The organism is Arthrobacter sp. 754 (assembly GCF_040548695.1).
Classification (GTDB): domain Bacteria; phylum Actinomycetota; class Actinomycetes; order Actinomycetales; family Micrococcaceae; genus Arthrobacter.
Window position 1 is genome coordinate 523,500 of record NZ_JBEPSC010000002.1, and the last position, 25,338, is coordinate 548,837.

A 25,338-nucleotide genomic window follows, 5' to 3' on the forward strand; every position below is an offset into this window, starting at 1 on the left:
TCCGTGAACACCCTCGATACCCTTCCCGTCACGCTGGACGATGTCCTGGAGGCGCAGAAGCTGCTCGAGGGGATTATTATGCGGACCCCGGTTGAATCGTCGCGGGCCCTCGGCGCCATGGTGGGCGGCGAGGTCTACTTCAAATGCGAAAACCTGCAGCGGGCAGGGTCCTTCAAGGTCCGCGGAGCGTATGTCCGGATGGCGAAGTTGTCTCCCGAGGAGAAAAAACGCGGCGTTGTTGCTGCCTCGGCCGGCAACCATGCCCAGGGCGTTGCTGTAGCCGCCAAGAGCCTCGGCATCAAAGCACGGATCTACATGCCGCTGGGGGTGGCCCTGCCCAAGCTCGCTGCCACGCGCAGCCACGGCGCCGAGGTTGTCCTCCACGGCCACAACGTCGATGAAGCCCTCGCCGAGGCGCAGCGCTACGCCGACGAAACCGGCATGGTCTTTGTGCACCCCTTCGACAACGTTGACGTGGTGTCCGGCCAGGGGACCATCGGTCTGGAGATCCTCGAGCAGATCCCCAACGTGGACACCATCCTGATGGGCGTGGGCGGCGGCGGGCTGCTGGCCGGCGTGGCGGTTGCGGTCAAGGCAAGGGCCCGCGAACTGGGCCGGAACATCCGCATCATCGGCGTCCAGGCAGAAAACGCCGCGGCCTACCCGCCGTCGCTGGCCGCGGACGCCCTGGTTCCGCTGAAGAGGGTCTCAACGATGGCTGATGGCATCGCCGTGGGACGCCCGGGGCAGCTGCCTTTCAGCATCATCCGCGAACTTGTGGACGACGTCGTCACAGTCAGCGAAGATTCCCTGGCGCGGGCGCTGATCTTCCTGCTTGAACGGGCAAAGATGGTGGTGGAACCCGCCGGAGCTGTGGGTGTGGCCGCGCTGATGGACGGCAAGATCGAGAATCCGGGCACCACAGCGGTGATCCTGTCCGGCGGCAACATCGACCCCATGCTGATGCTGAAGGTGATCCAGCGCGGCCTGTCCGCCGCCGGACGCTACATGACGGTACGGATGATGTTGGATGACCGGCCCGGTTCCCTGGCGACCATCGCCCGCATCATCGCTGAAAACGATGCGAACGTGACCGGCCTGGACCACACCCGTGTGGGCGGCTCCATCAGCATGGGCGACGTCTCCATCACGGTAAACCTTGAAACCAAAGGCCACGAGCACTGCGAGCAGGTGCTGGGAGCCCTCCGTGCGGAGGGCTTCCAGCCCATCGTGGTGCATTAGGAGCAGCCATGCTGGAGGCACTGGGGGACGGAAAGCCCCGCGACAGGGAAACCACCGCCTCAAGGGCGAAGGGCGGACTGTTGGTGTCCGGCGGGTTTGTTGTCCTGCTGTTTGTGATCGAAGTGTTCAACATGCTGACCCTGCACGCCCTGAACCGGACGTTTGGGCTCAGGCCCCGGTCCGCGGACGGCCTGCTGGACATCCTGACCTTCCCGCTGCTGCATGCCAACCTGAACCACTTGCTCTCCAACGCACTGCCGCTGATCGTTTTCGGCTTCCTGGTATTCCTCTCAGGTCTCCGGGTATTTATGACGGCACTGGCGTTCAGCTGGCTGGGTTCAGGCTTGACCGTGTGGCTGATCGGCGACGGCGGCATCACCGTGGGCGCCTCGGGACTGGTTTTTGGGCTGTTCGCTTTCCTCCTGGTGCGGGGGTTCTTCAATCACAGCTGGCGGCAGATCCTGCTCGCCGTTGTCCTGTTCATGGTTTACGGCAGCATCCTGCTGGGTGTTCTGCCGATCATGGGCAGCTATGTCTCATGGCAGGCGCACCTCGGCGGGGCCCTGGGCGGAGTGGTTGCTGCCCTGCTGCTGCGGCCAGGAAACGCCAAAACGCCGGCCCCCTGACGGGGACCGGCGTCTTTTGGCGTTAAATTCTCAGCCCACGTAGGGCTTGGCGGAAAGGATTTCCACCGTGATGTCTTTGCCGTTAGGGGCGGTGTAGCTGAGCTTCTCGCCCTCTTTGTGGCCGACGATCGCGGCCCCGAGGGGTGACTTTTCGCTGAAGACGTCCAGATCTGAGTCACCGGCGATTTCGCGGGATCCCAGGAGGAACGTTTCTTCGTCGCCGGCGATCCTGGCAACGACCAGCATGCCGGGCTCGACAATTCCGTCATCCGCAGGGGCTTCGCCTACATGGGCGTCACGCAGAAGGGCAGTCAGCTGGCGGATCCGGGCTTCGATCTTTCCCTGTTCCTCCTTGGCAGCGTGGTAGCCGCCGTTTTCCTTGAGGTCGCCCTCCTGCCGGGCAGATTCAATCTTCTGGACAATATCCGCACGGCCAGCGCCGGAAAGGTGGTCCAGCTCTGCCTTCAGGCGGTCAAAAGCTTCCTGGGTGAGCCAGGCTGCAGGCGCGCTGTTGGTGGTAGACACGGACTTCTCCTCTAGTGGTGATACATGCAAAAGAACCCCGCCACGGTGGCCACTTGTGGAACTCAGTAACCAGCTCAGCGGGGTAAAGGTATTGATTCATTGTAGTCAATACTGTGGATTTATCCCAACGGGTAAGCGGTGCAGATCACATTCTGCTACTTGCCGCCGTCGGGAATCCAGCAGCTGTCCACCACGCCCGAAACGGACAGGGACTCAGTTCGCAGTGACACGCGCTGGGAAACAGTCCTGCCGCCGTCGGCAGTTGCGTTCGCTTCGCCGGGCGGGATGTCCACCACTTTCCAGCCCACCACGGCGAACTTGGAGTCGAGTGCTTTGACGGCGCATTTGACCGCCGTTCCGGGTTCCCTGGTGACCTGGAAATCGACGTCGGCCGCAGTGGCATCGATGGTGCTGAAACCGATGTCCTTGAAGGTCACATCGGAACCGGCCGAGGACGTGGAAACCCAGGCCAAAAAACCAATCCCGGCTGCCAACGCACCTACCGCGATGCCGCGCTTGGCCGCGCGGGGCAGGGGCTGCTTTTTACTGCCATAACGATTGGCTAGGCTAGTGTCTGCAGGCGGGGACACTCTGGGCTGATCCTGGGTAGTCACCAGTCCAGTTTAGTTCGGATCCGGGCCAGGACCGGCCGGTCCGGCTCGCTGGCCCCACTGGTCACAACCGGTCAGCCAACCCCCTGAGATAAGTTCCGTGTCAGTCACCTTCAGTCCAGTGTCCGTCCCTGCGGCCACAGAAGAATAAGGAGCCGTCCTCCGATGACAGCGTCCCCTCAAACTCCGGCTCCGCTCCGGCTGCTCGCCGTACATGCGCACCCGGATGACGAGTCCAGCAAGGGTGCGGCCACCATGGCCATGTACGCCGCCTCCGGCGTGGAAGTCATGGTTGCTACCTGCACGGACGGGGCCCGCGGCGATATCCAGAACCCCGCCATGGAAAGCGAACCGCACCCCAAACGGGACATGGCAGGGGCCCGGCGGCTGGAAATGGAACAGGCCGCAAAGGTCCTGGGCATCAAGCAGCGGTGGCTCGGTTTCGCCGACTCGGGGCTGCCCGAGGGCGACCCGCTGCCGCCACTGCCCGCAGGATCGTTCGCCGTCCAGCCGCTTCAGCGCGCGGCGGCGCCCCTGGTGCGGCTTGTCCGTGAATTCCGGCCGCAGGTGATCATCAGCTATGACGAGAACGGCGGATACCCTCACCCGGACCACATCATGGCGCACCGCGTGGCGGTAGAGGCATTCGAAGCTGCCGGTGACCCGGACCGCTACCCGGAAACCGGGCCCGCCTGGGAACCCAGCAAGCTCTACTACGACCGGGCCTTCAGTCCCGAGCGGTTCCGGGCACTGCATTTCGCGCTCGAAGAGGCCGGCCTCCAGTCCCCTTACGCCGAGCGGCTGGCAGCATGGCTGGAAACGGATGCCGAAGGCCACACCCCGCCGCCGGGGACCCATCCCACCACCACGCAGATCGACTGCGGGGACTACTTTGAGGCCCGCGACGACGCCCTCCGCGCACACCGCACGCAGGTGGATCCGCTGGGGTTCTTCTTCGCCGTCTCACCGGAACTGCAGCGCAAGGTCTGGCCGTGGGAGGACTACTCGCTGATCGAGGCACGGGTTCCCGTCGAATTCCCTGAAAAGGATCTTTTTGCCGGGCTAAGATAGAGACGGCAGGTAGTTCTATGCCGTGTAGAAAAGCAGCGGGGTGAACCAGGTCCGTTGGACCGTGGCCGGAACCAGCGTCCGGAACCCGTCGCCGGCTGCCCACCAGTTTCCACAGAAGGTTTAAACCGTGCATCACTTGCTCCTCAGCCTGGCCGCCACCCCCTCGCCCCTGCCCACGCCCGGGCTGCGTGAAGGCATCTCCGAGGACCAGATCACGCCCGGCCTGTGGGGATTCATCATGACGGCCTTCTTCGTCCTTGCCACGACGCTGCTGATTGTGGACATGGTCCGCCGCATCCGCCGCGTCCGTTACCGCGCCCAGGTGGAGGAAGAACGCCAGGCTGCGGCCGAGGCCGCTGACATTGAAGCTGAAGAAGCTGCCATCTACGGTGAAGGTGCTGACACCGGGCAGGCTCCTGACGCCGGTGAGGGTGAAGCCTTCCGGGATGCTGACACCTACGGGCAGGCCGGGACCCACACCCAAGCCCACACCCAAGCCGGGCCGGCAGCTGCTGGACGGCCCGCAGCCCCCGAATCGAACGGCGATGCAGGCCGCGCAGAACGCTGACGCGGGGGACCGCGCCCGCCCGGGACCCCTGGCCCCGGGGCAGAACCTGCTGGGCGCTGAACCCTCCGCGTACCTCCGCCAGCACGCCGACAATCCCGTGCACTGGCAGCCATTTGGCGAAGCGGCCTTCGATGCCGCGGCTTCCCGCGACGTACCGGTCTTCCTTTCCATTGGGTATGCTGCCTGCCACTGGTGCCATGTCATGGCGCACGAATCGTTCGAGGACCGGGCCACAGCCGATTACCTGAACGCGCATTTTGTGCCGATCAAGGTGGACCGCGAAGAACGCCCCGACGTTGACGCGGTGTACATGGCCGCCACCCAGGCCATCAGCGGCGAGGGCGGCTGGCCGATGTCCGTGTTCCTTACCCCCGACGGCCGGGCATTCCACGCCGGGACCTACTTTCCGCCCCGCCCGATGCCGGGGCGGCCCTCCTTCCGCCAGGTGCTTGAAGCTGTAGAGGATGCGTGGCGGGACCGCCGGGATGCCGTCGAGGAGAACGCGCGGATACTCGCCGAAGGCCTGGGAGACGCGCAGCTCGCGGCGGCAGTGACCGTTGCCGGGCCCGCACCCTTGCTGGATCCGGATGTGTTGCCTGACGCGGTTGCGTCGCTGGCGCGCTCAGAAGACCCGGCCGACGGCGGCTTTGGCGCCGCGCCGAAATTCCCGCCGTCGGCCGTTCTGGAGTTCCTCATCCGGCATGCGGCGGTCCCGTCCGGTACTGCTGACGCCGCCCGGGGCATGGCCGGCCGGACGCTGGCAGCCATGGTCCGGTCTGCGCTGTTTGACCAGTTGGATGGGGGATTCGCCCGCTACTCGGTGACGCGGGACTGGTCAGTGCCGCACTTCGAGAAGATGCTCTATGACAATGCGCAGCTGTTGCGCGTCTATGTCCACTGGATCCGGCTGGGTGGCAGTGACGTATTTTCCGCGGACGAGGCCGGAGTGGTGGCTGCCCGCACGGCCGACTGGATGCTTGGTTCCCTGGGCCTTAACGCCCGGACCACGCCCGCAGGTTCGGACGCCGGCACCCTTATTGAAGGCACGGACCCCGGGGAACGGTCCCGTCCCGAGGCGCTCGCTTCTTCCCTCGACGCCGATTCGCTGGTGGACGGCGAGCACCACGAGGGGGCCAGCTACCTCTGGACCATTGGAGAGCTTCAGGGAGTACTGGGCGCGGAGGACGGCGCCGCAGTTGCCGGCCTGATGAACGTAGGCGAGGCGGGCACCGTGTCCACTTACGGCTCGCCCCTGCACCCTGCGGGCCCCCTGTCCGGAGCTGCGGCTGATCTCTGGGCGAGGGCGCGGCCGGCCCTGCTTGCCGCCAGGAAACTGCGCCCGCAGCCGGCCAGGGACGGGAAAATCGTGGCAGGCTGGAACGGGCTGGCGGTGGCAGCCCTGGCAGAAGCCGGGGCGGTCCTGGGCCGTGACGATCTCGTGGCAGCGGCAGAGTCGATCGCTGCGTACCTCGAACGTGTCCACTGGAAGCCTGCTGGACTGTCTGATGTTCACCCACCCGCTGGCGGGTCCGCGAACAGTGCGCCGGCGCTGGTCAGGGTGTCGCATGCCGGAACAGCCCGCGGCATTGGCGGGCTGCTGGAGGACTACGCCTTCTACGCTGAAGGACTGGTCGCCCTCTACGCCGTGACCGGCCGCCCACACTGGTACCGTCTGGCGGAAAAGCTGGTGCTCGCGGCCTGCCATCGCTTTGTGGTGGACGGCCGGCTGGTCGACAGTGCCGGAGGCTCGGGCCAGGTTCTTGCGGCCCAGGGCGGACAGTCCGGGCTGGACCCGTTCGACAACGCCACGCCCAGCGGTGCCGCCGCCTTCGCCGGGGCGCTGCTCAGCTACGCGGCCCTTTCCGGTTCAGCCGAACACCGCCGCCTGGCCGAAAACGTCCTCTCACTCCTGCCGCCGCTGGCAAGCCGGGCACCCCGGGTGGCCGGCTGGCTCCTGGCCAGCGCCCAGGCGGCCCTTGCGGGACCGGTGGAGGCCGCCGTCGTCGGGCCTGACAGTCCCGAAAGGACGGCACTGCACCGGGAGCTGCTGAACTCCGCAAGCCCGGGACTGGTGATCGCACTGGAGGACGCCGGTGCGGCCAACGGTGCCGAGGACAGCAGCGCCGAGAACGATAGCGCAGGGAACGACAGCGCAGAGGACGCCGGTGCGGCGGCCGACGGCGGCGCTGATGTCCCGCCGTCGGGCGCGGCTTCCGGGGGCGGGCCCGTCCCTTTGCTGGCGGGAAGGCCCAGGGGTCCCGGCGGAGCACCCCTGGTGTACCTGTGCCGGGACATGGTGTGCGAACGCCCCGTCGGAACACTGGAAGACCTGCGAACTCTGCTTCGGGAGTTCGGCAGCGTCAGCTGAGGACAGCGATCAGGATCGCCGCGAAATGGGCTCCGAACGCGAGCACCGTCAGCGCATGGAACAATTCGTGGAACCCGAAGTGCTCATAGCTGATGTTGGGCTTCTTGAGGGCATAGAAAACGGCCCCCGTGATGTAGAGGATGCCGCCTGCACAGATGAGGATGGCCGCCGGGACGCTCGCCGCGAAGAACTCGGGGAGGTAGAACAGCGATCCGCAGCCCAGGGCTATGTAGATGGGCACGTACAGCCAGCGGGGGGCTTCGGTCCAAAGCAGCCGGAACAGGACCCCCAGGATCGCTCCGGACCAGATGACCCAGAGCAGCAGGACAGCCTTGGGCCGCTCCAGCAGGGACCAGGCAAGGGGAGTGTAGCTGCCGGCGATGACCAGCATGATGTTGGTGTGATCCAGGCGCTTCAGGACAATCTTCACACCGGGGGACCAGTTGCCGCGGTGGTAGATCGCGCTGATGCCAAAAAGCAGGACCCCGGTGGCGGCGTAGATGGCCGAGGTGACCTTGCGGTCCGTGGTGGGAGCCAGGACCACCAGGACGATGCCGGCAACAAGGGCAAGGGGCGCCGTGATGGTGTGGATCCAGCCCCGCCACTTGGGCTTGATCATCAGGAGTTCCGCCAGCCGCACTGCTGCGTCATCCACGGGGCCTTGGCCGCGGTCGGATTCGGTGGCGCGGCGGCCGTCGGGGGTCTGGCTGTTCATGGCTCCAGAATATCGTCCGGCAGCGTAAGTTACCAACGAGTAACAAAGAAAGTCTCGGCCTTGGCGTGGGCCTTGGCGCCCCCGCACATGCCCCGGACGGTAGCCTAGGATGTGCAATGCCGTCGAACAGCAACGGAAGTCAGGTGAATCTCCTCGTGGAATTGCCCGGGTTCCTCTATGGCTTCTACGAGAGGCGGCTGCTCAGGGATCTCGCCGGGGACCGGATCCCCAGACACATCGGCGTCATGGTGGACGGCAACCGCCGCTGGGCGAAGCAGTTCAACGCGCCCACCAGCCAGGGCCATCAGGCCGGTGCGGATAAGATCCACGAATTCCTCGGCTGGTGCCAGGAGCTTGGCGTCAAAGTTGTCACGCTCTACATGCTCTCCACGGACAACATGAGCCGCTCCTCGGAAGAGCTGGATCTCCTGATGGGAATCATCGCCAACACCCTTGACCGTTTGGACGAGGACGCCAACATCTCGGTCAACGCCATGGGCGCGCCTGAACTCCTCCCCGACTACCTGGCGGAGCGGCTGAACAAGCTCACGGCCCGGACGCCAGTCCATGAAAAAATCCACGTCAACGTGGCGGTGGGCTACGGCGGACGCCGCGAAATCGTTGACGCCGTGCGAGAGCTGCTGCACGACGCCGTCGCCAAGGGCTCTGACATCTCGGCGCTCGCTGACACCCTGTCCGTGGACGATATTTCCCGCTTCCTGTACACCCGGGGCCAGCCTGATCCGGACCTGGTGATCAGGACCTCCGGGGAGCAGCGCCTTTCCGGCTTCCTCATGTGGCAGAGCGCGTACAGCGAGTTCTATTTCTGCGAGGCACTTTGGCCTGCTTTCCGTAAGGTCGACTTCCTTCGCGCCCTCCGGGACTACGCCGGCAGGCAACGCCGCTTCGGCACCTGAGCTTCCCTGGCGCCTGATCGTTCAAGGCACCTGATCGACTTTGGCGCCAGGGCCTCTTTTGCGCCAGAGCGTCGCCGTTCATCCGGAATTTACCGGCCGGCAACAAGAATCGCCGACGGATGAAAGGGGAATTTATTGGCTGTGGATTTACGTTGTAACCATCAGCAGGCAAAACCGCCGGCTGTTCGGGGAGGCCAGTACATGGAGCGAATTTTCGCACCGGTTGTATGGGAGGCCGGATCCGGCCTTCAGGCCGAACCGCCTCACCAATAACAATTCCGGGCGTGCGCCCGGGGCTGGAGTCGATGTGGCTACTTCTGAACTACTGCCCGAGGTTGTTTCCGAGGGACAGAAAGCTACCTCTCGCGCCGCGCGAGTTACCCCCCAAACCGGTTCAGCAGACGAACGATCTGCGGCCGGTTTTGTTGTCTCCGGAAGGGAAGCCACCATTAGCAGCTTCGTCATCGACACGTCCGTTCTGCTCTCCGATCCGCGGGCGCTGCTGCGCTTTGCCGAACACGAGGTCATTGTTCCCATTGTTGTGATCACCGAACTTGAGGGAAAACGGCACGACCCTGAGCTGGGCTACTTTGCCCGCAAGGCACTTCGGCTGCTCGATGATCTCCGGGTCAAACACGGCGGACTAAGCCAGCCCATCCCCATCGGGGACGACGGCGGCACCCTCATGGTGGAACTGAACCATATTTCCGCCGAGGTACTGCCGCTGGGGTTCCGCAGCGGTGACAATGACAGCCGCATCCTGGCTGTGGCGAAGAACCTGGCCAACGAGGGCCGCAACGTGACGGTGGTGTCCAAGGACCTGCCCATGCGTGTCAAGGCATCCGCCATGGGGCTTACCGCCGACGAGTACCGCAACGAACTGGTGAAAGACTCCGGCTGGACAGGGATCGCGGAGGTGGAGGCCAGCGAGGAAGAGATCTCCACGCTCTACGGCCACGAGCCGGTCTTCATCCCGGCCGCTGCCGAAATGCCCGTCAACACCGGCCTCGTGCTTCTCTCTAACCGCGGCTCCGCCCTCGGCCGTGTTGGCTCCGACAAACAGGTCCGGCTGGTCAAGGGGGACCGCGACGTCTTCGGCCTGCACGGCCGTTCCGCCGAGCAGCGCCTGGCCATCGACATGCTGATGGACCCCGCCGTCGGCATTGTCTCCCTCGGGGGACGGGCCGGCACCGGCAAATCCGCACTGGCCCTCTGTGCAGGCCTGGAGGCGGTCCTCGAGCGCCGCGAGCACCGGAAGGTCATTGTGTTCCGTCCGCTTTATGCCGTGGGCGGCCAGGAACTCGGCTACCTGCCAGGCTCCGAGTCGGAGAAAATGAACCCGTGGGCGCAGGCGGTTTTCGACACCCTGGGCGCGCTGGTCAGCCAGGAAGTCGTCGAGGAAGTCATGGACCGCGGCATGCTCGAAGTCATGCCGCTGACCCACATCCGCGGCCGCTCCCTGCACGACGCCTTCGTGATCGTGGACGAGGCTCAGTCACTTGAGAAGAACGTCCTCCTCACGGTGATGAGCCGCATCGGCCAGAACTCCAAGATCGTCCTCACTCACGACGTCGCCCAGCGCGACAACCTGCGCGTCGGACGGCACGACGGCATCGCCGCCGTCGTCGAAACCCTGAAAGGACACCCGCTCTTCGGCCACATCACGCTGACCCGCTCCGAGCGCTCGCCCATCGCCGCCCTCGTCACTGAGCTTCTGGAGGGCGCCGAGATCTGAGCTCGTGGGGTACGGTTCGCCAGGGGCCGTGGTTCCGTTCGTCGGGCCACGGCCCTTCTCCGTCGCTTAGACACAACGCATAGGGCCGCGACGGTCGCTGAGCGACCTCCGGCGGCCGATGCGCCGCGATGCGCTCCTACGAGAAGGCCCGAGTCCCTCCTCGAATGGCGGGTCAGTCAGTCCCGAGGAACTTGGCCGCTGCTTCGTGGCCTACTACCTTGAGGGTCCAGGATGGGCGCTTGAAGGTGGCGGGGGTGAGGCGGACATTCTGGACTTCCTCCATGACGCCGCCCCAGGACTTCCGGGTGATGCCGTTGAGCTCGTAGCCAAGTGCGCGGGACACACCCAGTGAGGCCGCGTTCCACACGGCAGCTTCGGACTCCGCAACTTCTGCGCCCAGCCAGTCAAACGCGTAAAGCGCGACGGCGGTGCGCATCTCCTTGCCCAGCCCCTGGCCTTGGACCGACTGCTTGAGCCATGAACCCGTGCTCACGGTCTTGAGCGTTGCAAAGTCTTTCGCGCCGATGTCCTGGCAGCCGATGAACTCACCTTCGAGCCAGATCCCCAGGAGCAGCGTCCAGTCTTCAGGGGTGAACCCGCCGCGGCAGCGCCAGTACCAGCGTGCCATGTTGGGTCCCAGCTCCTCCGCGGGAAGTTCAGTCCAGGGAATACTGAAGGGATTCCGGCCCTGGGGGTGGACTCCACTCAGGGCGGCCGCGACAGCCGCCGGAATATCCTCGTCGGTTATGGGCCGCAGGGTCAGCCGCGGTGTACGCAGTGTGAGGCCAAACACGGGCCAGAGGGAAGTCAGCGCGGTCATCAGGGAAGCCTAGCCCACTGACCTCCGCACTCCTTGCCCCAGGCTTGCTCAGGCGGAGACGTCCCAGCTGATGTGCCGCCGGACGTCAGTGAGGTTCATTGACTTTGCCAGGAAAAGGTCGTCCAGCATGTACTCGTCCACCGCAATGATCCGAAGCCAGTGTCCGTAGTCCGTCGTAGCGGTTTCCAAAGACTGGCTGGCTACACATACGGCCGTCTCGAGATCTATCCGCACCCGGTTTCTGCCAGCCTGGCACAGCGGGGCGGCAGGATCAGCAGGGCGATAGGCAGCCGTGGGAGACACGACAGCCTCAAGTGCGGGCCGTCCTTCGTGGTCAATGTGCCGGACATCGCTGACTTCCACGGCGTTGCTGCCAGGGAATTCAAGAGGGACCGGAGCGTTGCCGGCCAGCTCGACCGGATCGAGGGCTGCCGAGAAACGGCCGTTACCGAAGCCTGGTTCGCCGTACGCCGCCTCGGGGCGGCGCCTGACCAGCCCGCCGTCGTCGTACACAGGCGCCACCAGTTGCGGGGGCAGCAGCCACGACTTCCGTGTGGCGCTGACGTAGAACCCGTCCTTGGAATCATTAATTCCGGTGGTGCTGTGGAGGACAAGTCCGTCAGCCGTTTCAAGGCGCAGTGCGCCCGGCCGTCGCAGCCAGGCACGCACCAGGGGCGATGCGGGGTCGGGGGCGTCGGCAAACGGCTCGTCCCAGTACTCGAAGCGCAGGCTCTGCCATTTCCACGGTGACGACCTGCAGAGGTTCCGGAACACTGTGGTCAGGTCCCCGGCAGCGTCGCCGCGGTCCGGATCCGGCCGGCGCCTGGTGTCCCATGTCGACATATCCACAGTTTACGCGTGGGGCGCTGCGGCGTGAGGGCGGAATCCAGTAGCATCCGAGGGGTGATCCGACGACTGGACGAACTTTGGGATGTGGCCCCGCTGGCCTTCTGGCTTGTCCTGGCAGCGTGCCTCTACTTTGTGGTGATGGCTGCCCGGCTGACCGTTATCGACGTGCGCCATCACCTGTTGCCCAATCGCATCGTCTTCCCGTCCTACGCTGTGGCAGGCGTCCTGCTCGTGACTGCCGCTGTCGTCCTCGTTGTAGCCGGTCCCGCGCCCGGGGCCGCGCCTGAGGGTGGCGCGGAAATCCTGGGTGTACCTGCACTCCGGATCCTCGCCGGGGGAGCGGTCCTCTGGGTCTTCTACTTTGTCCTGCGGCTGGTCTACCCGCCAGGGATGGGATTTGGCGACGTGAAGCTGGCCGGAGTCCTGGGGATGTACTTGGGCTACCTCGGCTGGGGCCATGTCTTCGCCGGCACCTTCGCCGCCTTCCTGCTGGGTGGGGTTTGGTCCATTGCCCTGCTGGCGGCACGGCGAGGCACCTTGAAGTCCTCCATACCTTTCGGCCCGTTTATGCTGGCCGGTGCGGCGGCAGCCATGTTGCTGCCTGCCTGAGGCGGGCAGCACCGGGGCAAGAAGTCCCCCGGACCGATCGGAAGCTTCGGACCCCAAGCCGGCGCGCCGCCTGATCGCAGTGAAGGTCGCGCTGAGGCGACTTGGTCACCCGGTCACCAGCTTGTTTACTGTGCTGGCACCAGTTTCCCGGGTTATCCACATAGGGCTTAATCCGCACCGTAATTGTCGGTGCCCCGCAGGATGATGGGGGTATGGAAAGCATGACGGCGGACGAGGTGTTGGAGCGCATGGCTTCCGCCGTTGCCCCCGTCGCGGCCCGTCTCGGTCATGGCGGCGCCGGCGGGAACGAGTCCCCGGATGAGGTACTTTTCCCGGCGGATCCTTTGCGCTGGCGGAAGGATCATTGCCTGGACCGGCTGGCCGGGATTGCACGGCTCGAGGCCCGGACCGCTGCTGAGAAGGTCCGGGTCCTCGCGGATTTAGTCGAAGTCTCCACCGCGTTGGCTCCTCCGGCGCAGTCGCCGCAGGAGGCCACTGCCCGGGAAATGGCGTTGGTTGCTGAGGTCGCGTGTGCCCTGGCCGTCAGCGAAAGGACCGCCGGGGCCCTGCTGGCCGAATCCCAGGCCCTGACCACTGATTTGCCTCAGACACTTTCTGCGCTCACGGCCGGTTCCCTCTCCCGGCAGCACGCACGGGTCATGGTGGAGGAGACCGCCAACCTGGACGCTTCTGCTGTTCAGGCGGTGGAGGCTCATTTCCTGGACCCCGAGGCGGAGAACCCCAACCGGGGCTGCCCGGCCGGGGAACTCGTCGCCTCCCGGTTCCGGCACAAGGCCCGGATCTGGCGGGAACGGCACCACCCGGTGAGCATCGAAAAACGCCACACCAGGAGTGTGGCCGACCGTCGGCTGGAGTACCGGCCGGACCGTGACGGGATGGCCTGGCTCTCGGCGTACCTGCCCGCTGACCAGGCCGCCGGGATCTGGAACCGCACCACCGCCGACGCCCGCGCGCTGCAGGGCCCGGACGAGGACCGCACCATGACCCAGATGCGTGCCGACATCGCCGCCACCCTGCTCCTCTGTGGCGACGCCGCCACCCTGCTCCTCTATGGCGACGCCGGCACCCTGCTTCCCGGCGGTGAGGGTGACAACCTCACCGCCGGCTCCGGCGGCATGGGGGAAATGGCCGGCGGTACGGACGGAAGTGCCGCGGGGCGGGTGCCCTCACCGCGGGCGCAGGTCCTGATCACCGTGCCCATCATGTCCCTCCTTGGCGCCACGGATGAACCGGCGATGCTGGATGGGTTCGGGCCGGTCCCTGTCACCATGGCACGCAGGCTCATCGCGGACGGCGCCGCCTCCTTCCACCGGGTCCTGATCGACCCGCGGGACGGGGCGCCGCTGGAGATCGGGCGGTCCAGCTACCCGGTCACCAAAGCCCAACGCCAATGGCTGCGGATGCGGGACGGGAAATGCCCGTTCCCCGGCTGCCACAACCAGTCCCTGGACAACGAAGCAGACCACCTGCTCGCCTGGGCACACGGCGGCACCACCGGCATCACCAACCTGGCCCAGCCCTGCCCGAAACATCACCGGCTTCGGCACACCGGCGGCTGGACACCCGGCCCGGCCACCCAACACGAACCGCCGGGCTGGATCTCACCCACCGGCAAGCACTACGCCAGTGAACAACCCGACTGGGAACCACCACATTGGCCGGAACGCCTGCTTCAGGAGCTAAGCAGTCTTCAGTCCAGCTTCGCCGAAGCGCGGCCACGCCCAGATCCCTGAATCGCCGTAGACCCGTGCGGGACGCGTAACGCTCAGGCTGGGCAGCCTTACGCGCAACAGGGGCGCCGCAACCCCCAAAGATTGCGGCGCCCCTGCGGGTCTGTTTGTGCTGCGTGAGCCAGGGAGTTGACGGCTTAGCCTTTCAGTCGTCTGGCCCGGTCGGTCGGCTGGCCCTCTCAGCTGCCCCGCCCCGTCAATTCGCTTGGTCCAACAAACGGGCCATCCCAGTCAACCGACCGCTCCGATCACTGCGGCTGGGAGGCCAGTTCGTCGTCGTCCTTCATGACCTCTGAGCCGTGGCCCGCAGCAACGTCCGAAGTACCGTTGTGCCCGGGATGCCCGGGAGCGGGTGCCTTCTCAGACTTCCCATGAAGCAGGGCCAGGTGCTCTGCTTCCAGCCGATCGGCTTCCTCGCCGCCCACAGCTTCCCCGCGGGCCACCATTCCGGCTGTGTCAGACAACGGAATCTGCTTGAGGGTGATGGCCAGGAGCAGGGCCGCAGCGATGAACGGTATGAGGTACCAGAACACCGGGGCCAAGGACTCGGCATAGGCGTTGACGATGGCGTCCCGCAGCTGCTCCGGAAGCTGGCTCAACGCCTGCGGATCGAGGGTGCTGGTGGACCGGGAGGCCTGCTCAGCCGACGCGCCGGCCCCCGTGAACGCAGTGGTCAGGGATTCGGACAGCCGGTTGGTGAAGATTGCCCCGAAAACCGCGACACCCATGGCCGCGCCGACTTCGCGGAAGTAGTTGTTGGTGCTGGTGGCTGTGCCGATCTGGTCGGCGGGGACGGAGTTCTGCACCACAAGCACCACCACCTGCATGATCAGGCCCAGGCCTGCACCAAAGATGAACAGCTGGATGCAGATGACCCAGATGGGGGTGGCCGCCGTAAGGGTTGTCATCCAGAGCATGGCTGCCATGGTGAAGGCCGCGCCAAGGATCGGGAACATCTTGTACTTGCCGGTCTTTGAGATCCGGATTCCCGAGTAGATGGAAGTGCCCATCAGGCCTACCATCATGGGCAGCATCAGCAGGCCTGACTCGGCCGCGGAAGTGCCCGAGGACATCTGCAGGAAGGTGGGCACAAACGCGATCGCCGAGAACATGCCCAGGCCCAAGGTGAACCCGATGGCCGTGGCGTTGACGAAGATCCGGTTCCTGAAGAGACTGAGCGGGATGATGGGATCCTCCGCGCGGCGTTCCACCAGGACAAACGCGGCGGCAGAGACCACCAGCCCGGCGCCGAACGCCCAGGTCAGGGGTGAGTCCCAGCCCTCGTCCTTTTTGCCACCAAAATCGGTGAAGAAGATCAGGCAGGTGGTGGCGGCGGACAGCAGGAAAACGCCCAGGATGTCGATCCGCTTCTCGGCCTTCTTGTTCGGCAGTGTCAGGGCCAACCAGGCAATGGCGAAGGCAGCGATGCCGATGGGGATGTTGATGTAGAAGGCCCATTCCCAGGTCATGTGGTCCACGAAGAAGCCACCGAGCAGCGGGCCGGCGACGGCGGAGAGCCCGAAGATGGCACCCAGCGGACCCATGTACTTGCCGCGGTCCTTGGCAGGCACGATGTCGGCGATGATGGCCTGGGATAGGATCATCAGCCCGCCGCCACCCAGGCCCTGGATGGCGCGGAAGATCACGAAACCCCAGAAATCGGTGGCCAATGCGCAGCCAACGGAGGCCAGGGTAAACAGGGCAATCGCCACCAGGAACAGGTTGCGGCGGCCCAGGATGTCACCGAACTTTCCGTAGATCGGCATCACGATGGTGGTGGCCAGCAGGTATGCGGTGGTGATCCACGCCTGGTGTTCCACGCCGCCGAGCTTTCCCACGATGGTGGGCATGGCCGTGGAAACGATGGTCTGGTCCAGGCTGGAGAGCAGCATGCCGGCAATGAGCGCGGAGAAAATGATCCGGATGCGTTTCTGGGTCAGCAGGAGCGGCCCGGCCGCTGCCTTGGGACTGACGGTGGTGCTCATGAGTGTCCTTCTGCGGGTAAGGGTTCTTCAAAGTTTTGGGAAAAGAGCTGGCGGGCGGCGGAGATGTTCTCCAGCAGCAGCTCCCGGTACGGGCGTGTATTGCCCTCGGAGAAGTAGGTCCAGCTGCTTTTGCGGGCAATATTTCCCAGCAGGACCACGGCCATCTGGACCACCGGATGTTCAGGGGCCACGCCTTCGCGGAGGGAGAGGACGCGGGCGAATTCCGCCTCGCGTTCCTCGGTGGCGCCGATGATCCGGAGCATCAGCTGAGGTTCCTTCTTGATGACGCCGATCAGCTGACGGGTTTCCTCTTCAGAGGCGGCCATGTTCTCGGACAGATCCAGGGAGAGGGCCACCAGGTCCTGGAAAAGCGTTGGGGAGATATCGCCGGGCGCCGACGACCCGCCACGGGCAACGAATGCCTCGATGACGTCATGCGGAATTTCGTCGTCCACGTGGCCAAGGATGGCGTCTTCCTTGGTGGGGAAGTAGTTGAAGAACGTCCGGCGGGATATGTCCGTCTGCTCGCAGACTTCCTCCACGGTATAGCCGTGCAATCCCCGTTCGGCGGTCAGTTTCCGCGCGACGGCGGTGATCGCGGCACGCGTGGCCGCGCGCTTCCGCTCGCGGAGTCCGCCTTCCATAACTGCACTTTCATTCATAAAGTATATATTTGCACTAATTTGAAAAAAGTGCAATTTCTTGCGGATCCAGACTCACATGCGGATCCAGACTCAGTGTTCTGTGCAAGAGCCGGTTAACGACGTCAGCCGCCCACCTTCGCGGGGAAGGTGGGCGGCCGACGTCGTACGTAAGGGATGCGGTGGGGAACTATGCCTTGTGCGGCGGGCGCGTCATGGACATGACGTCCAGTGCGGTGTCCAACTGCTCTTCGGTCAGTTCGCCGCGCTCCAGGAAGCCCATGGCGACGACGGTCTCGCGGATGGTGAGGCCCTCGGCAACGGACTTCTTGGCGATCTTGGCCGCGTTTTCGTAGCCGATGTGCTTGTTCAGCGGCGTCACGATCGAGGGGGAAGCCTCGGCCAGGAAGCGGGCGCGCTCCACGTTGGCGGTGATGCCGTCGATCATCTTGTCAGCCATGACGCGGCTGGTGTTTGCCAGCAGGCGGACGGACTCGAGCAGGTTGGCGGCCATGACGGGAATGCCGACGTTCAGCTCGAAGGCGCCGTTGGTGCCGGACCAGGCGATGGCGGTGTCGTTGCCGATGACCTGCGCGCAGACCATGATGGATGCCTCGCAGATGACGGGGTTGACCTTGCCCGGCATGATCGAGGAGCCCGGCTGCAGGTCCGGGATGGCGATTTCGCCGAGGCCGGTGTTGGGGCCGGATCCCATCCAGCGGAGGTCATTGTTGATCTTCATGAAGGAGATCGCGATGTTGCGCAGCTGGCTGGACGCTTCGATGAGTCCGTCGCGGTTTGCCTGGGCCTCGAAGTGGTCGCGGGCCTCCGTCAGGGGGAGTCCGGTGTCGGTGGCGAGCAGTTCGATGACGCGCTCCGGGAAGCCGGCGGGGGTGTTGATGCCGGTGCCCACTGCAGTGCCGCCCAGCGGTACTTCAGCAACGCGGGGGAGCGAGGCGTTGATGCGCTCGATGCCGTAACGGACCTGGGCTGCATAGCCGCCGAACTCTTGGCCAAGGGTGACCGGGGTGGCGTCCATCAGGTGGGTGCGGCCGGACTTGACGACGTCCTTGAACTCCACGGCCTTGCGCTCCAGCGACTCGGCCAGGTAACCAAGTGCAGGGATGAGGTCGTTGATCAGGGCCGAGGTGGCGGCCACGTGGACGGACGTGGGAAAGACGTCGTTGGACGACTGCGAGGCGTTGACGTGGTCGTTCGGGTGGACGACTTTGTCGCTGCCGGCGGCCTTGAGGGCGCGGCTGGCCAGCTCCGCAATGACCTCGTTGGTGTTCATGTTCGAGGACGTGCCGGAGCCGGTCTGGAAGACGTCGATGGGGAAGTCGCCGTCGTACTTGCCGGCGGCTACCTCATCGGCAGCGTCGGCAATTGCCTTGGCGAGCTCGCCGTCGAGCACTCCCAGTTCAGCGTTGGCCTGGGCGGCCGCCTTCTTGACCCGGGCGAGCGCTTCGATGTGGGCGCGCTCCAGGGTCTTGCCGGAGATGGGGAAGTTTTCAACTGCACGCTGCGTCTGTGCACGGTACAGGGCGTTCACGGGGACGCGGACTTCGCCCATCGTGTCGTGTTCAATGCGGAATTCTTCAGTGGAAGTCATGGGGCTAGCTTAGGGCGGTTGGCGGCCGGGGTTAAAACCGTGAACCGCATGCTACGGGCTGCGCCCACGCGCGAACCTAGAGCTCGCCGATCCCCGAAACCACGTTCGCCCTGCCTTCGGCGAGGCTGTAGGAGAGGCCGATGACTGCGGCCCGGCCCTTTTCGATTGCGTCCGAAATCACACGTGAGCTGTCCACGAGGCGCTGGGAAGTCTGTTTGGTGTGTTCCACCACCATGTCATTGACCTCGTGTTGCTCATTCCGGATGGATGTCAGTACCGAGGGGGTGATGCGCTCGACGAGGTCGCGGATGAATCCCGTGGGCATCTGCCCGGTCTCCACCGCGTCCTTGGTGGCGCTGACCGCGCCGCAGCTGTCGTGTCCCAGGATCACGATCAGCGGCACACCCAGGACGCTGACGCTGTACTCCAGTGACCCGAGGACGGCGTCGTCAATCACCTGGCCGGCCGTGCGGACCACAAAGGCATCGCCGAGGCCGAGGTCGAAGATGATTTCCGCCGCAAGCCGGGAGTCGGAGCAGCCGAAGATCACGGCAAACGGATGCTGGTTCTCCACGAGTGAGGACCGGCGGGAAGCATCCTGGTTCGGGTGTGAGGATTCGCCGTTGACGAAACGTTCGTTGCCTTCGCGCAGTCGGCGCCAGGCGAGTGCGGGGGTGAGGTAGGTAGCCACGCGCCCACTTTACTGGGCGGTACCGGGAGAGGGCGAAACTGTGACGGCCGGGGCGGCGTCCATGGACTTCACGACGGCGGCGGCCAGGACAGCGAATTCGTCCAGCTGGGCACTTCCCGTCAGGACAACGGTGGTCCCGCGGTAATTGAGCACCATGCTCTTCTCACCCTTGCCCGTGTCCCGCAGTTCCCATTCCTGTCCACCCGCGCTGCGTTTGCCGGTGACGGGGGCGCTTCTGGTCTGTTGGACGAGCCAGGTGGGGTTGGGCTGACGGGTCTGGACCATGCCGATGAAGGAATCCTTGGGTGTCAGGAAGCCCACCTCCCAGGTGGGGACCCCGCTGCCGCTGCCCGACTCCCAGCGGGCGTAGTTGGACGTAAAGGTGCCGCCTGTTTCCGGCGCCACCGGTGTGAATCCCGCCACATCCGCAGCGTTCCGTGCCACCTCGCTGACATTGATATCGGGGCGGAAGCCATCGCTCTTGGGAAGCGGATTCATCAAAACGATGGGCAGGAACGCGGCGATGCTGACAACCAGGGCGACGATCATGCCGATCACGGATGCATTGGCCCGCTTTGCGGCGGCAGCCGGGATCACGGGGCGTACGGGGCCGGCGTGGCCCGCATTGACATCCTCGCGCTGGCCTCCGGAGTCGGAGGGATCTTGCGCCGGGTTGGTTTTTTCCTGCATTTCGCTCACCCCTCTATAGTCGCGCATGGACGGGCCCAACTCACATTCGGGCCTTCGGTCCGGAGGCTGAGGTCCATGTTGCGGGGCCACGTCATGCCGCGACCGGAAGGGGGCGCCACGACTATGATCAGAACCAGAGGAATCACCGCATTGGCTGAATCCGGCCGAGCGGGTCCAATGATCGCCACTCGAAGAAGAGGTTCACGTGTCACCTACGCCCATGACCCAGCAGTATTCCACGATCTCACCGTCCCTGGCTGTGGGAATCGACGAGCCGGACCGCAACCTCGCACTTGAGCTTGTCCGCGTCACCGAAGCCGCGGCCATTGCCGGTGGCCACTGGGTGGGCTTCGGTGACAAGAACAAGGCCGACGGCGCCGCCGTCGACGCCATGCGTTCCTTCCTTGGCACCGTCCACTTCAACGGCGTTGTGGTCATCGGCGAAGGCGAAAAAGACGAAGCCCCCATGCTCTTCAACGGCGAACACGTCGGCGACGGCACCGGCCCGGAGTGCGACGTCGCAGTGGACCCCATCGACGGAACCCGCCTGACCGCGCTGGGCATCAACAATGCACTGGCTGTACTGGCAGTCGCTGAGCGCGGATCAATGTTCGACCCCTCCGCCGTTTTCTACATGGAAAAGCTCGTCACCGGCCCCGAAGCTGCCGACATGGTTGACCTCCGCCTGCCGGTCAAGCAGAACCTGCACCTGATCGCCAAGGCCAAGGGTGTCAAGGTCAACCAGCTCAACGTCATGATCCTGGACCGCGACCGCCACCGCCCGCTGGTCGAAGAGATCCGCGAAGCCGGAGCACGGACCAAGTTCATCATGGACGGCGACGTGGCAGGCGCCATCGCCGCAGCCCGCTCCGGCACCGGCGTCGACGCCCTGATGGGGATCGGCGGCACACCTGAAGGCATCGTTGCAGCCTGCGCCATCAAGTCCCTCGGCGGCGTCATCCAGGGCCGCCTCTGGCCCACCAGCGACGACGAGAAGCAGAAGGCCATCGACGCCGGCCACGACCTGGACCGAGTGCTCTCCACCAACGACCTCGTCTCCAGCGACAACTGCTACTTCGCCGCCACCGGCATCACCGACGGCGACCTCCTCAAGGGCGTCCGTTACTCCAAGAACACGGTCCTGACGCAGTCCATCGTGATGCGGTCCAAGTCCGGCACCATCCGCTTTGTCGACGGTGAGCACCAGGCCAGCAAATGGGAAGGCTACGCCCGCAAGAATTGACCGGCCCCCAGCCGTGAACAGTTGAGGCCCTGGATCCAATCGGATCCAGGGCCTCAGTTGTTGGTGGTTCGGCCGAACTCAGTGCTACTTTGCCATTCGCGCGCGAAGGACTGATTTGAACGACATCAGCTTGTCCCTGAGCTTGCGGGCCGACTGGTATGCGCCGTAGCGGAGCTTCTTCACGGGGAGGTCCCAGGTGCCCGGGTACGCCACCTCGTAGCCGCCGAAGGACTTCTTGAAGGCGGTGAAACCTGCCCACTTGTGGTCCGGCGCATCGGCCGGGGCAACACCCCACAGGTCCACGTGCTTCAGGCCCCGCTCCTTGGCGTCGGCCATCAGCGTCACCAGGAGCGGGATGCCGGCACTGAGCTTGCGGTGGGTGTCATCGAGGGCCGCGTGGGCGTAAGTGCGGGTGTCGGCGGAATCGTAGGCCAGGGCCGCCGCAATGGGTTCACCGTGAAGCTCGGCAACGAACAGCGTGGCCGCACCGGCCGGCATCAGGGACGCCGCGACCTGGGTCAGGTACTCGTCGCTTTGGGGCTTGAAGCCGTTGCGACGGGCCGTCATGTGGAGGAAGTTGAGCAGGATCCCGATTTCGTCCGGATCCTGTGAGGATCGGAACGTCACCCCTTTTTTGTGGATGTTCCGGTAGAGGTTCCGGTTTACCGGCTTCATCTCTGCCAGGACCTCCTTGAAATCACGGTCGAGATCTACGAGCCACGTGAGTTCAGGCTGCTGGTTCACCGGCGCGGGCCGCAGGCCGCGACGTTTCAGTTCCGCGGCCGCGTTCGTCAGCTCGAGACCGGCAGAAACAGGCTCGATGCGGACGAACACGGCCCCGCAGGAACGTGCCGTTTCCACCAAAGCCGCGAGGGCGGCGTCGAACGCGGCGGCAGAAGAGGCGACTGGCCCGTACGGCGCATACAGTACCTTGCCGGCGGCATTCTTTTCCTCGACTGCCAGGAAGCTCCAACCGGGGCCGGACTGCTGATGGATGGTGCGGCCGAGCGAGGACAGCGTGTCCGCCCAGGCCGCAGTCTGCAGGAAATACTCCACCGGTCAGGCCCTCATGGAAGTGGTTACGGAGAAAGCAACGGCCGGTTCGTCCAACCCTGCAACGGGGTGGACATTGACCGGAGCTTCCGACGCCGGCAGGAAGGCGCTGCCGCCCCGCGCCAGCTGGAGGTCCCCCTTGGGGGAGTCGAGGTAGATGGCTCCTTGAACCACAATCAGGACGGCGGCACCGGCCTGTGCCAGGGGAACCGGAGCGCCCCCGGGAGCCAGTTCGATCCGCTGAAGCTGGAACTCACGGAAGGGCGGCTGATAGAGCTCCTGGCCGAGACCGGAAATTTCGGGGGTGAGCATCGGCACGGACACCGGCTTGAACTCCACTGTGCGCAGGAGTTCGGGCACATCAATGAACTTCGGCGTCAGACCGCCGCGGAGCACGTTGTCGGAGGAAGCCATGACTTCCACTCCCATGCCATGCAGGTAGGCGTGCACATTTCCCGCCGGAAGGTAGACGGCTTCGCCGGGGGCCAGGGAAATCCTGTTGAGCAGCAGCGAGATCAGGACGCCCGGATCGCCGGGGTACTTCTCGTTGAGGCTGAGAACCGTGGACAGCTCATTCTGGTAGGGCATCGACGGCGCCCTCGAGATTAACGCTTCCGCCACTGCGGCCGTTGCATGTGAAACGGCCTCGCCGCCTGAAATCAGCCGTTCGAAGGCTTTCCGGAGGCCTGCTTCTTCGCTCGGATCGGACAGATCCTCCAGCAGCTCTGTGAGCAGGGGCGGGATTTCCGTCTCTGCCGGATCAAAGGCGGTCGCCAGCTGGCCCAGGATCTCGCGGGTCTGGGCGGGCGGGCGGAATCCGCACAATGCCTCGAACGGCGTCAGCGCGAAAATCATCTCCGGCTTGTGGTTGTCATCGCGGTAGTTGCGGTGGTACTCATCCAGCCCGACACCTGCTTCGTTTTCCCTTGCGAATCCGGCTTTGGCCTGCTCAATGCTGGGGTGAACCTGGAGGGACAACGGCTGGGAAGCAGCAAGGATCTTGGTCAGGAATGGAAGCCGGGGGCCGAACTCGGCCACGGATTCGCTGCCCAGGAAATGCTCCGGATCTTCGGCGATCAGCTGATCCATCGGAATGTCGGAGCCGTCCGGCCGGCGGACCAGGGAAGCGTCGCCCGGGTGGGCCCCGATCCAGAGTTCGGCTTCCGGGTTGCCGGACTCGGGACGCCCCAGGAGGTCAGCGATGGCCGTGGTGGAGCCCCAGGCGTAATCGCGGAGGGCATTTTCAATTTCGTACACGGCTGGGATCCATTTCTTGGTCTTAAGGCCTACGGGCTTGCAGTCGGTTTCTGTCGGTGGAGCGGGCAGCGAACCTTACAGCGGTGCGCACTGGCCGTTGGTGGCCACCAGTTCACGGAGCGCCTGCTCGTTGCCTTCGCTCTTGAGCTGGTTCAGCAACTCCTCGGTGATCGGCTCGCCGTCGGGCGTTGTGGTCACGGGTGTGAAGTCCGACGGCGGCGCCGGACTCTGCTGGGCGGGGTTCCATCCCGCTGCGGGCGGGGCAGCGGCCGGCAGCTGGCCTGAGGCCTGCATGCGTCCGCCCGCTGCCGATGACTGGAGCATCGAGTCGGCCTGCGCGCCGCGGGCCCGGGTTTCCTGCACCTGCGCGGCAGCCTGGGGTCCCGACGCCGAGGCGAGCAGCTGGCCTACTCTGTCGTGGATGACGTCGAAGTCGGGAACCGTGGAGAAGGATGCGTCAAAATCGGGTGGCCCGATGGTGAGCCGCTTGACGTCCTGGCCCTTGGCTTTCATGGCGAGGTCCACAAAACTTCCAAGCTGCGACGAGGAGATGTTCGAGTCCACCACCTTGGTGCCGGCCTTGACGATGTCCTCGAACTTGGACAGGAGCGTGGCCGGATCCAGCTGCTTGAGCATGGCCTGCTGGACACACTGCTGGCGGGCAATGCGGGCGTAATCGTCGACGAATTCGCGCGACCGGCCGTACCAGAGCGCATGGAAGCCGTCCAGGGTATTGTCGCCTGCCGGGATCCAGCCCAGCGGCATGCCGTGGATGCCGCTGGCTTCATCAATGGTCTCGCCGCTGATCGGAACCCAGCCGCCGGCCTTGATCCGAATGCCGCCCATGGCGTCAATGAGTTTCGCGAAGCCGTCCATGTCCACCAGGACGTAGGCCTGGACCTTGATTCCGAGGGTGCCGGAAACCGCCTCCAGGGTGGCCTGCGCGCCCGGGTCTTCCACACCGGGATAGAGGTCCTTGTACTTATTGGTGACCTCGGTATTGACGGCGTTGATGAGGCACTCATCACCGCAGTCGTAGCCGTCGGGGTAGATCTTCCGCATCGGGGAGTCCTCGCTGAACCGTGCGTTCTGGAGGTTGCGGGGAATGGAGATGATGGCGGACTGGCCGGTCTTGGCGTCCACGCTGATCACTGACAGGCTGTCCGGGCGCCGGCCCGTGCGGTCGTCGCCGGCGTCGCCGCCCATCATCAGGAAGTTATAGCGTCCGTCCACAGGATCGATGGCAGGTCCGCCGGAGAAGATGCTGCCGATCGCGTTCCGGCCAACATTGAGCAGGTACGCCGCGTATGCCAGGCTTCCGCTGCTCAGGACCAGGGCAAGGACCAGTGCGATGACGACGGCGGGACGGGCTTTGGAGGCCAGCAGGACCGGGCGGATCAGCCGGAGTGTGTTGAGGAACAGCAGGGCCCATCCCAGTGCGAGGGCCAGGAGGACCAGGATGATGAGGAGGGAGGCGAACTGGTTGGTGATGATGTTGATCAGCAGGGCCCGGTTCAGGACCAACAGCAGCACGGCGGCCACCAGCAGGGCCCAGACGGCAAGGGTTACCCGCAGGGCCATGCGGCCGGTCCTGCGGTCGCCGGCCACAATCTGGGCGCTGCCGGGCACCAGGAGGGTCATCAGGACAAGGATGAAGGCCCGTTTGGTCCGAACTGGTTCCGAGGCCGCGGAGGGATACCGCACGGGATCCGTCATGGACATTCCGGCTGTGGGCTGCTGCAGTTCGCTTCTGGACATC

The 25,338-nt window shown here is 65.0% G+C and carries 22 protein-coding genes and 1 pseudogene; 10 read left to right on the forward strand and 13 right to left on the reverse strand.

The window, feature by feature from the left end:
* The first annotated feature begins 3 nt into the window (after positions 1-3).
* Positions 4-1,242 carry a threonine ammonia-lyase gene (ilvA, locus tag ABIA70_RS07910; RefSeq protein ID WP_354147040.1) on the forward strand — a complete coding sequence of 413 codons (1,239 nt, stop codon included), beginning with the start codon at positions 4-6 and terminating at the stop codon, positions 1,240-1,242.
* Positions 1,243-1,250: 8 nt separating this feature from the next.
* The gene (locus tag ABIA70_RS07915; protein WP_354147041.1) at positions 1,251-1,868 is read left to right on the forward strand and encodes a rhomboid family intramembrane serine protease; all 618 of its coding nucleotides are present in this window, start codon (positions 1,251-1,253) and stop codon (positions 1,866-1,868) included.
* 30 nt (positions 1,869-1,898) lie between these two features.
* On the opposite strand, the gene greA is transcribed toward ABIA70_RS07915, so the two are convergent.
* Entirely contained in the window at positions 1,899-2,393 is a 495-nt protein-coding gene (greA, locus tag ABIA70_RS07920; protein ID WP_108599142.1) for a transcription elongation factor GreA, read from the reverse strand.
* 155 nt (positions 2,394-2,548) lie between these two features.
* Positions 2,549-3,007 (reverse strand): DUF4307 domain-containing protein, encoded by a 459-nt coding sequence (locus ABIA70_RS07925; protein ID WP_354147042.1) that lies wholly within the window; start codon positions 3,005-3,007, stop codon positions 2,549-2,551.
* A 162-nt stretch (positions 3,008-3,169) separates the two neighbouring features.
* Between ABIA70_RS07925 and mca the strand changes: the two genes are divergently transcribed.
* The 3 genes and pseudogenes from mca to ABIA70_RS07940 all read left to right on the forward strand — a co-directional run bounded on the left by mca (position 3,170) and on the right by ABIA70_RS07940 (position 7,011).
* A complete protein-coding gene (gene mca, locus ABIA70_RS07930; protein WP_354147043.1) occupies positions 3,170-4,075 on the forward strand; it encodes a mycothiol conjugate amidase Mca in 906 nt (301 codons plus the stop codon).
* Between the two features lie 127 nt (positions 4,076-4,202).
* Positions 4,203-4,505, forward strand: a pseudogene (locus ABIA70_RS07935) (hypothetical protein); the annotation flags it as partial.
* Between the two features lie 115 nt (positions 4,506-4,620).
* Positions 4,621-7,011 (forward strand): thioredoxin domain-containing protein, encoded by a 2,391-nt coding sequence (locus ABIA70_RS07940; RefSeq protein WP_354147044.1) that lies wholly within the window; start codon positions 4,621-4,623, stop codon positions 7,009-7,011.
* On the opposite strand, the gene trhA is transcribed toward ABIA70_RS07940, so the two are convergent.
* On the reverse strand, positions 7,004-7,645 hold the full coding sequence (gene trhA, locus ABIA70_RS07945) for a PAQR family membrane homeostasis protein TrhA (protein ID WP_354147339.1): 642 nt from the start codon (positions 7,643-7,645) through the stop codon (positions 7,004-7,006). The genes ABIA70_RS07940 and trhA overlap by 8 nt on opposite strands.
* Before the next feature lie 236 nt (positions 7,646-7,881).
* Here trhA and ABIA70_RS07950 point away from each other — a divergent pair, with 236 nt between their 5' ends.
* Both ABIA70_RS07950 and phoH2 read left to right on the forward strand, forming a co-directional pair.
* On the forward strand, positions 7,882-8,643 hold the full coding sequence (locus tag ABIA70_RS07950; RefSeq protein WP_354147340.1) for an isoprenyl transferase: 762 nt from the start codon (positions 7,882-7,884) through the stop codon (positions 8,641-8,643).
* 307 nt (positions 8,644-8,950) lie between these two features.
* A complete protein-coding gene (phoH2, locus tag ABIA70_RS07955) occupies positions 8,951-10,378 on the forward strand; it encodes an RNA 5'-3' helicase PhoH2 (RefSeq protein ID WP_354147045.1) in 1,428 nt (475 codons plus the stop codon).
* Positions 10,379-10,550: 172 nt separating this feature from the next.
* On the opposite strand, the gene ABIA70_RS07960 is transcribed toward phoH2, so the two are convergent.
* A complete protein-coding gene (locus tag ABIA70_RS07960) occupies positions 10,551-11,198 on the reverse strand; it encodes a GNAT family N-acetyltransferase (RefSeq protein WP_354147046.1) in 648 nt (215 codons plus the stop codon).
* 48 nt (positions 11,199-11,246) lie between these two features.
* The gene (locus ABIA70_RS07965) at positions 11,247-12,041 is read right to left on the reverse strand and encodes a hypothetical protein (protein ID WP_354147047.1); all 795 of its coding nucleotides are present in this window, start codon (positions 12,039-12,041) and stop codon (positions 11,247-11,249) included.
* Between the two features lie 60 nt (positions 12,042-12,101).
* Between ABIA70_RS07965 and ABIA70_RS07970 the strand changes: the two genes are divergently transcribed.
* On the forward strand, positions 12,102-12,656 hold the full coding sequence (locus ABIA70_RS07970; RefSeq protein ID WP_354147048.1) for a prepilin peptidase: 555 nt from the start codon (positions 12,102-12,104) through the stop codon (positions 12,654-12,656).
* A 212-nt stretch (positions 12,657-12,868) separates the two neighbouring features.
* The gene (locus ABIA70_RS07975) at positions 12,869-14,410 is read left to right on the forward strand and encodes an HNH endonuclease signature motif containing protein (protein WP_354147049.1); all 1,542 of its coding nucleotides are present in this window, start codon (positions 12,869-12,871) and stop codon (positions 14,408-14,410) included.
* A 245-nt stretch (positions 14,411-14,655) separates the two neighbouring features.
* Here ABIA70_RS07975 and ABIA70_RS07980 read toward each other — a convergent pair whose 3' ends face one another.
* From ABIA70_RS07980 to ABIA70_RS08000, 5 genes are all read right to left on the reverse strand, one after another.
* The gene (locus tag ABIA70_RS07980) at positions 14,656-16,392 is read right to left on the reverse strand and encodes an MDR family MFS transporter (protein WP_354147050.1); all 1,737 of its coding nucleotides are present in this window, start codon (positions 16,390-16,392) and stop codon (positions 14,656-14,658) included.
* A complete protein-coding gene (locus ABIA70_RS07985) occupies positions 16,389-17,054 on the reverse strand; it encodes a TetR/AcrR family transcriptional regulator (protein ID WP_354147051.1) in 666 nt (221 codons plus the stop codon). Before ABIA70_RS07985 ends, ABIA70_RS07980 begins: the two co-directional genes overlap by 4 nt.
* 169 nt (positions 17,055-17,223) lie before the next feature.
* Positions 17,224-18,645, reverse strand: coding sequence for a class II fumarate hydratase (locus ABIA70_RS07990; protein WP_354147052.1), 1,422 nt, complete (start codon positions 18,643-18,645; stop codon positions 17,224-17,226).
* Positions 18,646-18,721: 76 nt separating this feature from the next.
* Entirely contained in the window at positions 18,722-19,336 is a 615-nt protein-coding gene (locus ABIA70_RS07995) for a carbonic anhydrase (RefSeq protein WP_354147053.1), read from the reverse strand.
* 9 nt (positions 19,337-19,345) lie between these two features.
* Positions 19,346-20,026, reverse strand: coding sequence for a DUF4245 domain-containing protein (locus ABIA70_RS08000; protein WP_354147054.1), 681 nt, complete (start codon positions 20,024-20,026; stop codon positions 19,346-19,348).
* 220 nt (positions 20,027-20,246) lie between these two features.
* Here ABIA70_RS08000 and glpX point away from each other — a divergent pair, with 220 nt between their 5' ends.
* Positions 20,247-21,269: a class II fructose-bisphosphatase gene (gene glpX, locus ABIA70_RS08005; RefSeq protein ID WP_181365305.1), complete on the forward strand. Its 1,023-nt coding sequence runs from the start codon at positions 20,247-20,249 to the stop codon at positions 21,267-21,269.
* Positions 21,270-21,353: 84 nt separating this feature from the next.
* Here the strand turns inward: glpX and ABIA70_RS08010 are convergent, their stop codons facing one another.
* From ABIA70_RS08010 to ABIA70_RS08020, 3 genes are all read right to left on the reverse strand, one after another.
* A complete protein-coding gene (locus ABIA70_RS08010; RefSeq protein ID WP_354147055.1) occupies positions 21,354-22,325 on the reverse strand; it encodes a lipid II:glycine glycyltransferase FemX in 972 nt (323 codons plus the stop codon).
* Between the two features lie 3 nt (positions 22,326-22,328).
* The gene (manA, locus tag ABIA70_RS08015) at positions 22,329-23,579 is read right to left on the reverse strand and encodes a mannose-6-phosphate isomerase, class I (protein ID WP_354147056.1); all 1,251 of its coding nucleotides are present in this window, start codon (positions 23,577-23,579) and stop codon (positions 22,329-22,331) included.
* Positions 23,580-23,654: 75 nt separating this feature from the next.
* Positions 23,655-25,337 carry an LCP family protein gene (locus ABIA70_RS08020; RefSeq protein WP_354147057.1) on the reverse strand — a complete coding sequence of 561 codons (1,683 nt, stop codon included), beginning with the start codon at positions 25,335-25,337 and terminating at the stop codon, positions 23,655-23,657.
* Position 25,338 lies beyond the last annotated feature (1 nt).

What these genes read in the sequence shown, in the direction of transcription:
- ABIA70_RS07990 (WP_354147052.1), bottom strand. Translation starts at nt 18,645, where the DNA reads ATGACTTCCACTGAAGAATTCCGCATTGAACACGACACGATGGGCGAA.
- ABIA70_RS07915 (WP_354147041.1), top strand. Translation starts at nt 1,251, where the DNA reads ATGCTGGAGGCACTGGGGGACGGAAAGCCCCGCGACAGGGAAACCACC.
- mca (WP_354147043.1), top strand. Translation starts at nt 3,170, where the DNA reads ATGACAGCGTCCCCTCAAACTCCGGCTCCGCTCCGGCTGCTCGCCGTA.
- ABIA70_RS07985 (WP_354147051.1), bottom strand. Translation starts at nt 17,054, where the DNA reads ATGAATGAAAGTGCAGTTATGGAAGGCGGACTCCGCGAGCGGAAGCGC.
- ABIA70_RS07980 (WP_354147050.1), bottom strand. Translation starts at nt 16,392, where the DNA reads ATGAGCACCACCGTCAGTCCCAAGGCAGCGGCCGGGCCGCTCCTGCTG.
- ABIA70_RS08020 (WP_354147057.1), bottom strand. Translation starts at nt 25,337, where the DNA reads ATGTCCAGAAGCGAACTGCAGCAGCCCACAGCCGGAATGTCCATGACG.
- glpX (WP_181365305.1), top strand. Translation starts at nt 20,247, where the DNA reads ATGACCCAGCAGTATTCCACGATCTCACCGTCCCTGGCTGTGGGAATC.
- ABIA70_RS07975 (WP_354147049.1), top strand. Translation starts at nt 12,869, where the DNA reads ATGGAAAGCATGACGGCGGACGAGGTGTTGGAGCGCATGGCTTCCGCC.
- ABIA70_RS07960 (WP_354147046.1), bottom strand. Translation starts at nt 11,198, where the DNA reads ATGACCGCGCTGACTTCCCTCTGGCCCGTGTTTGGCCTCACACTGCGT.
- ABIA70_RS07940 (WP_354147044.1), top strand. Translation starts at nt 4,621, where the DNA reads ATGCAGGCCGCGCAGAACGCTGACGCGGGGGACCGCGCCCGCCCGGGA.
- ABIA70_RS08000 (WP_354147054.1), bottom strand. Translation starts at nt 20,026, where the DNA reads ATGCAGGAAAAAACCAACCCGGCGCAAGATCCCTCCGACTCCGGAGGC.
- ABIA70_RS07965 (WP_354147047.1), bottom strand. Translation starts at nt 12,041, where the DNA reads ATGTCGACATGGGACACCAGGCGCCGGCCGGATCCGGACCGCGGCGAC.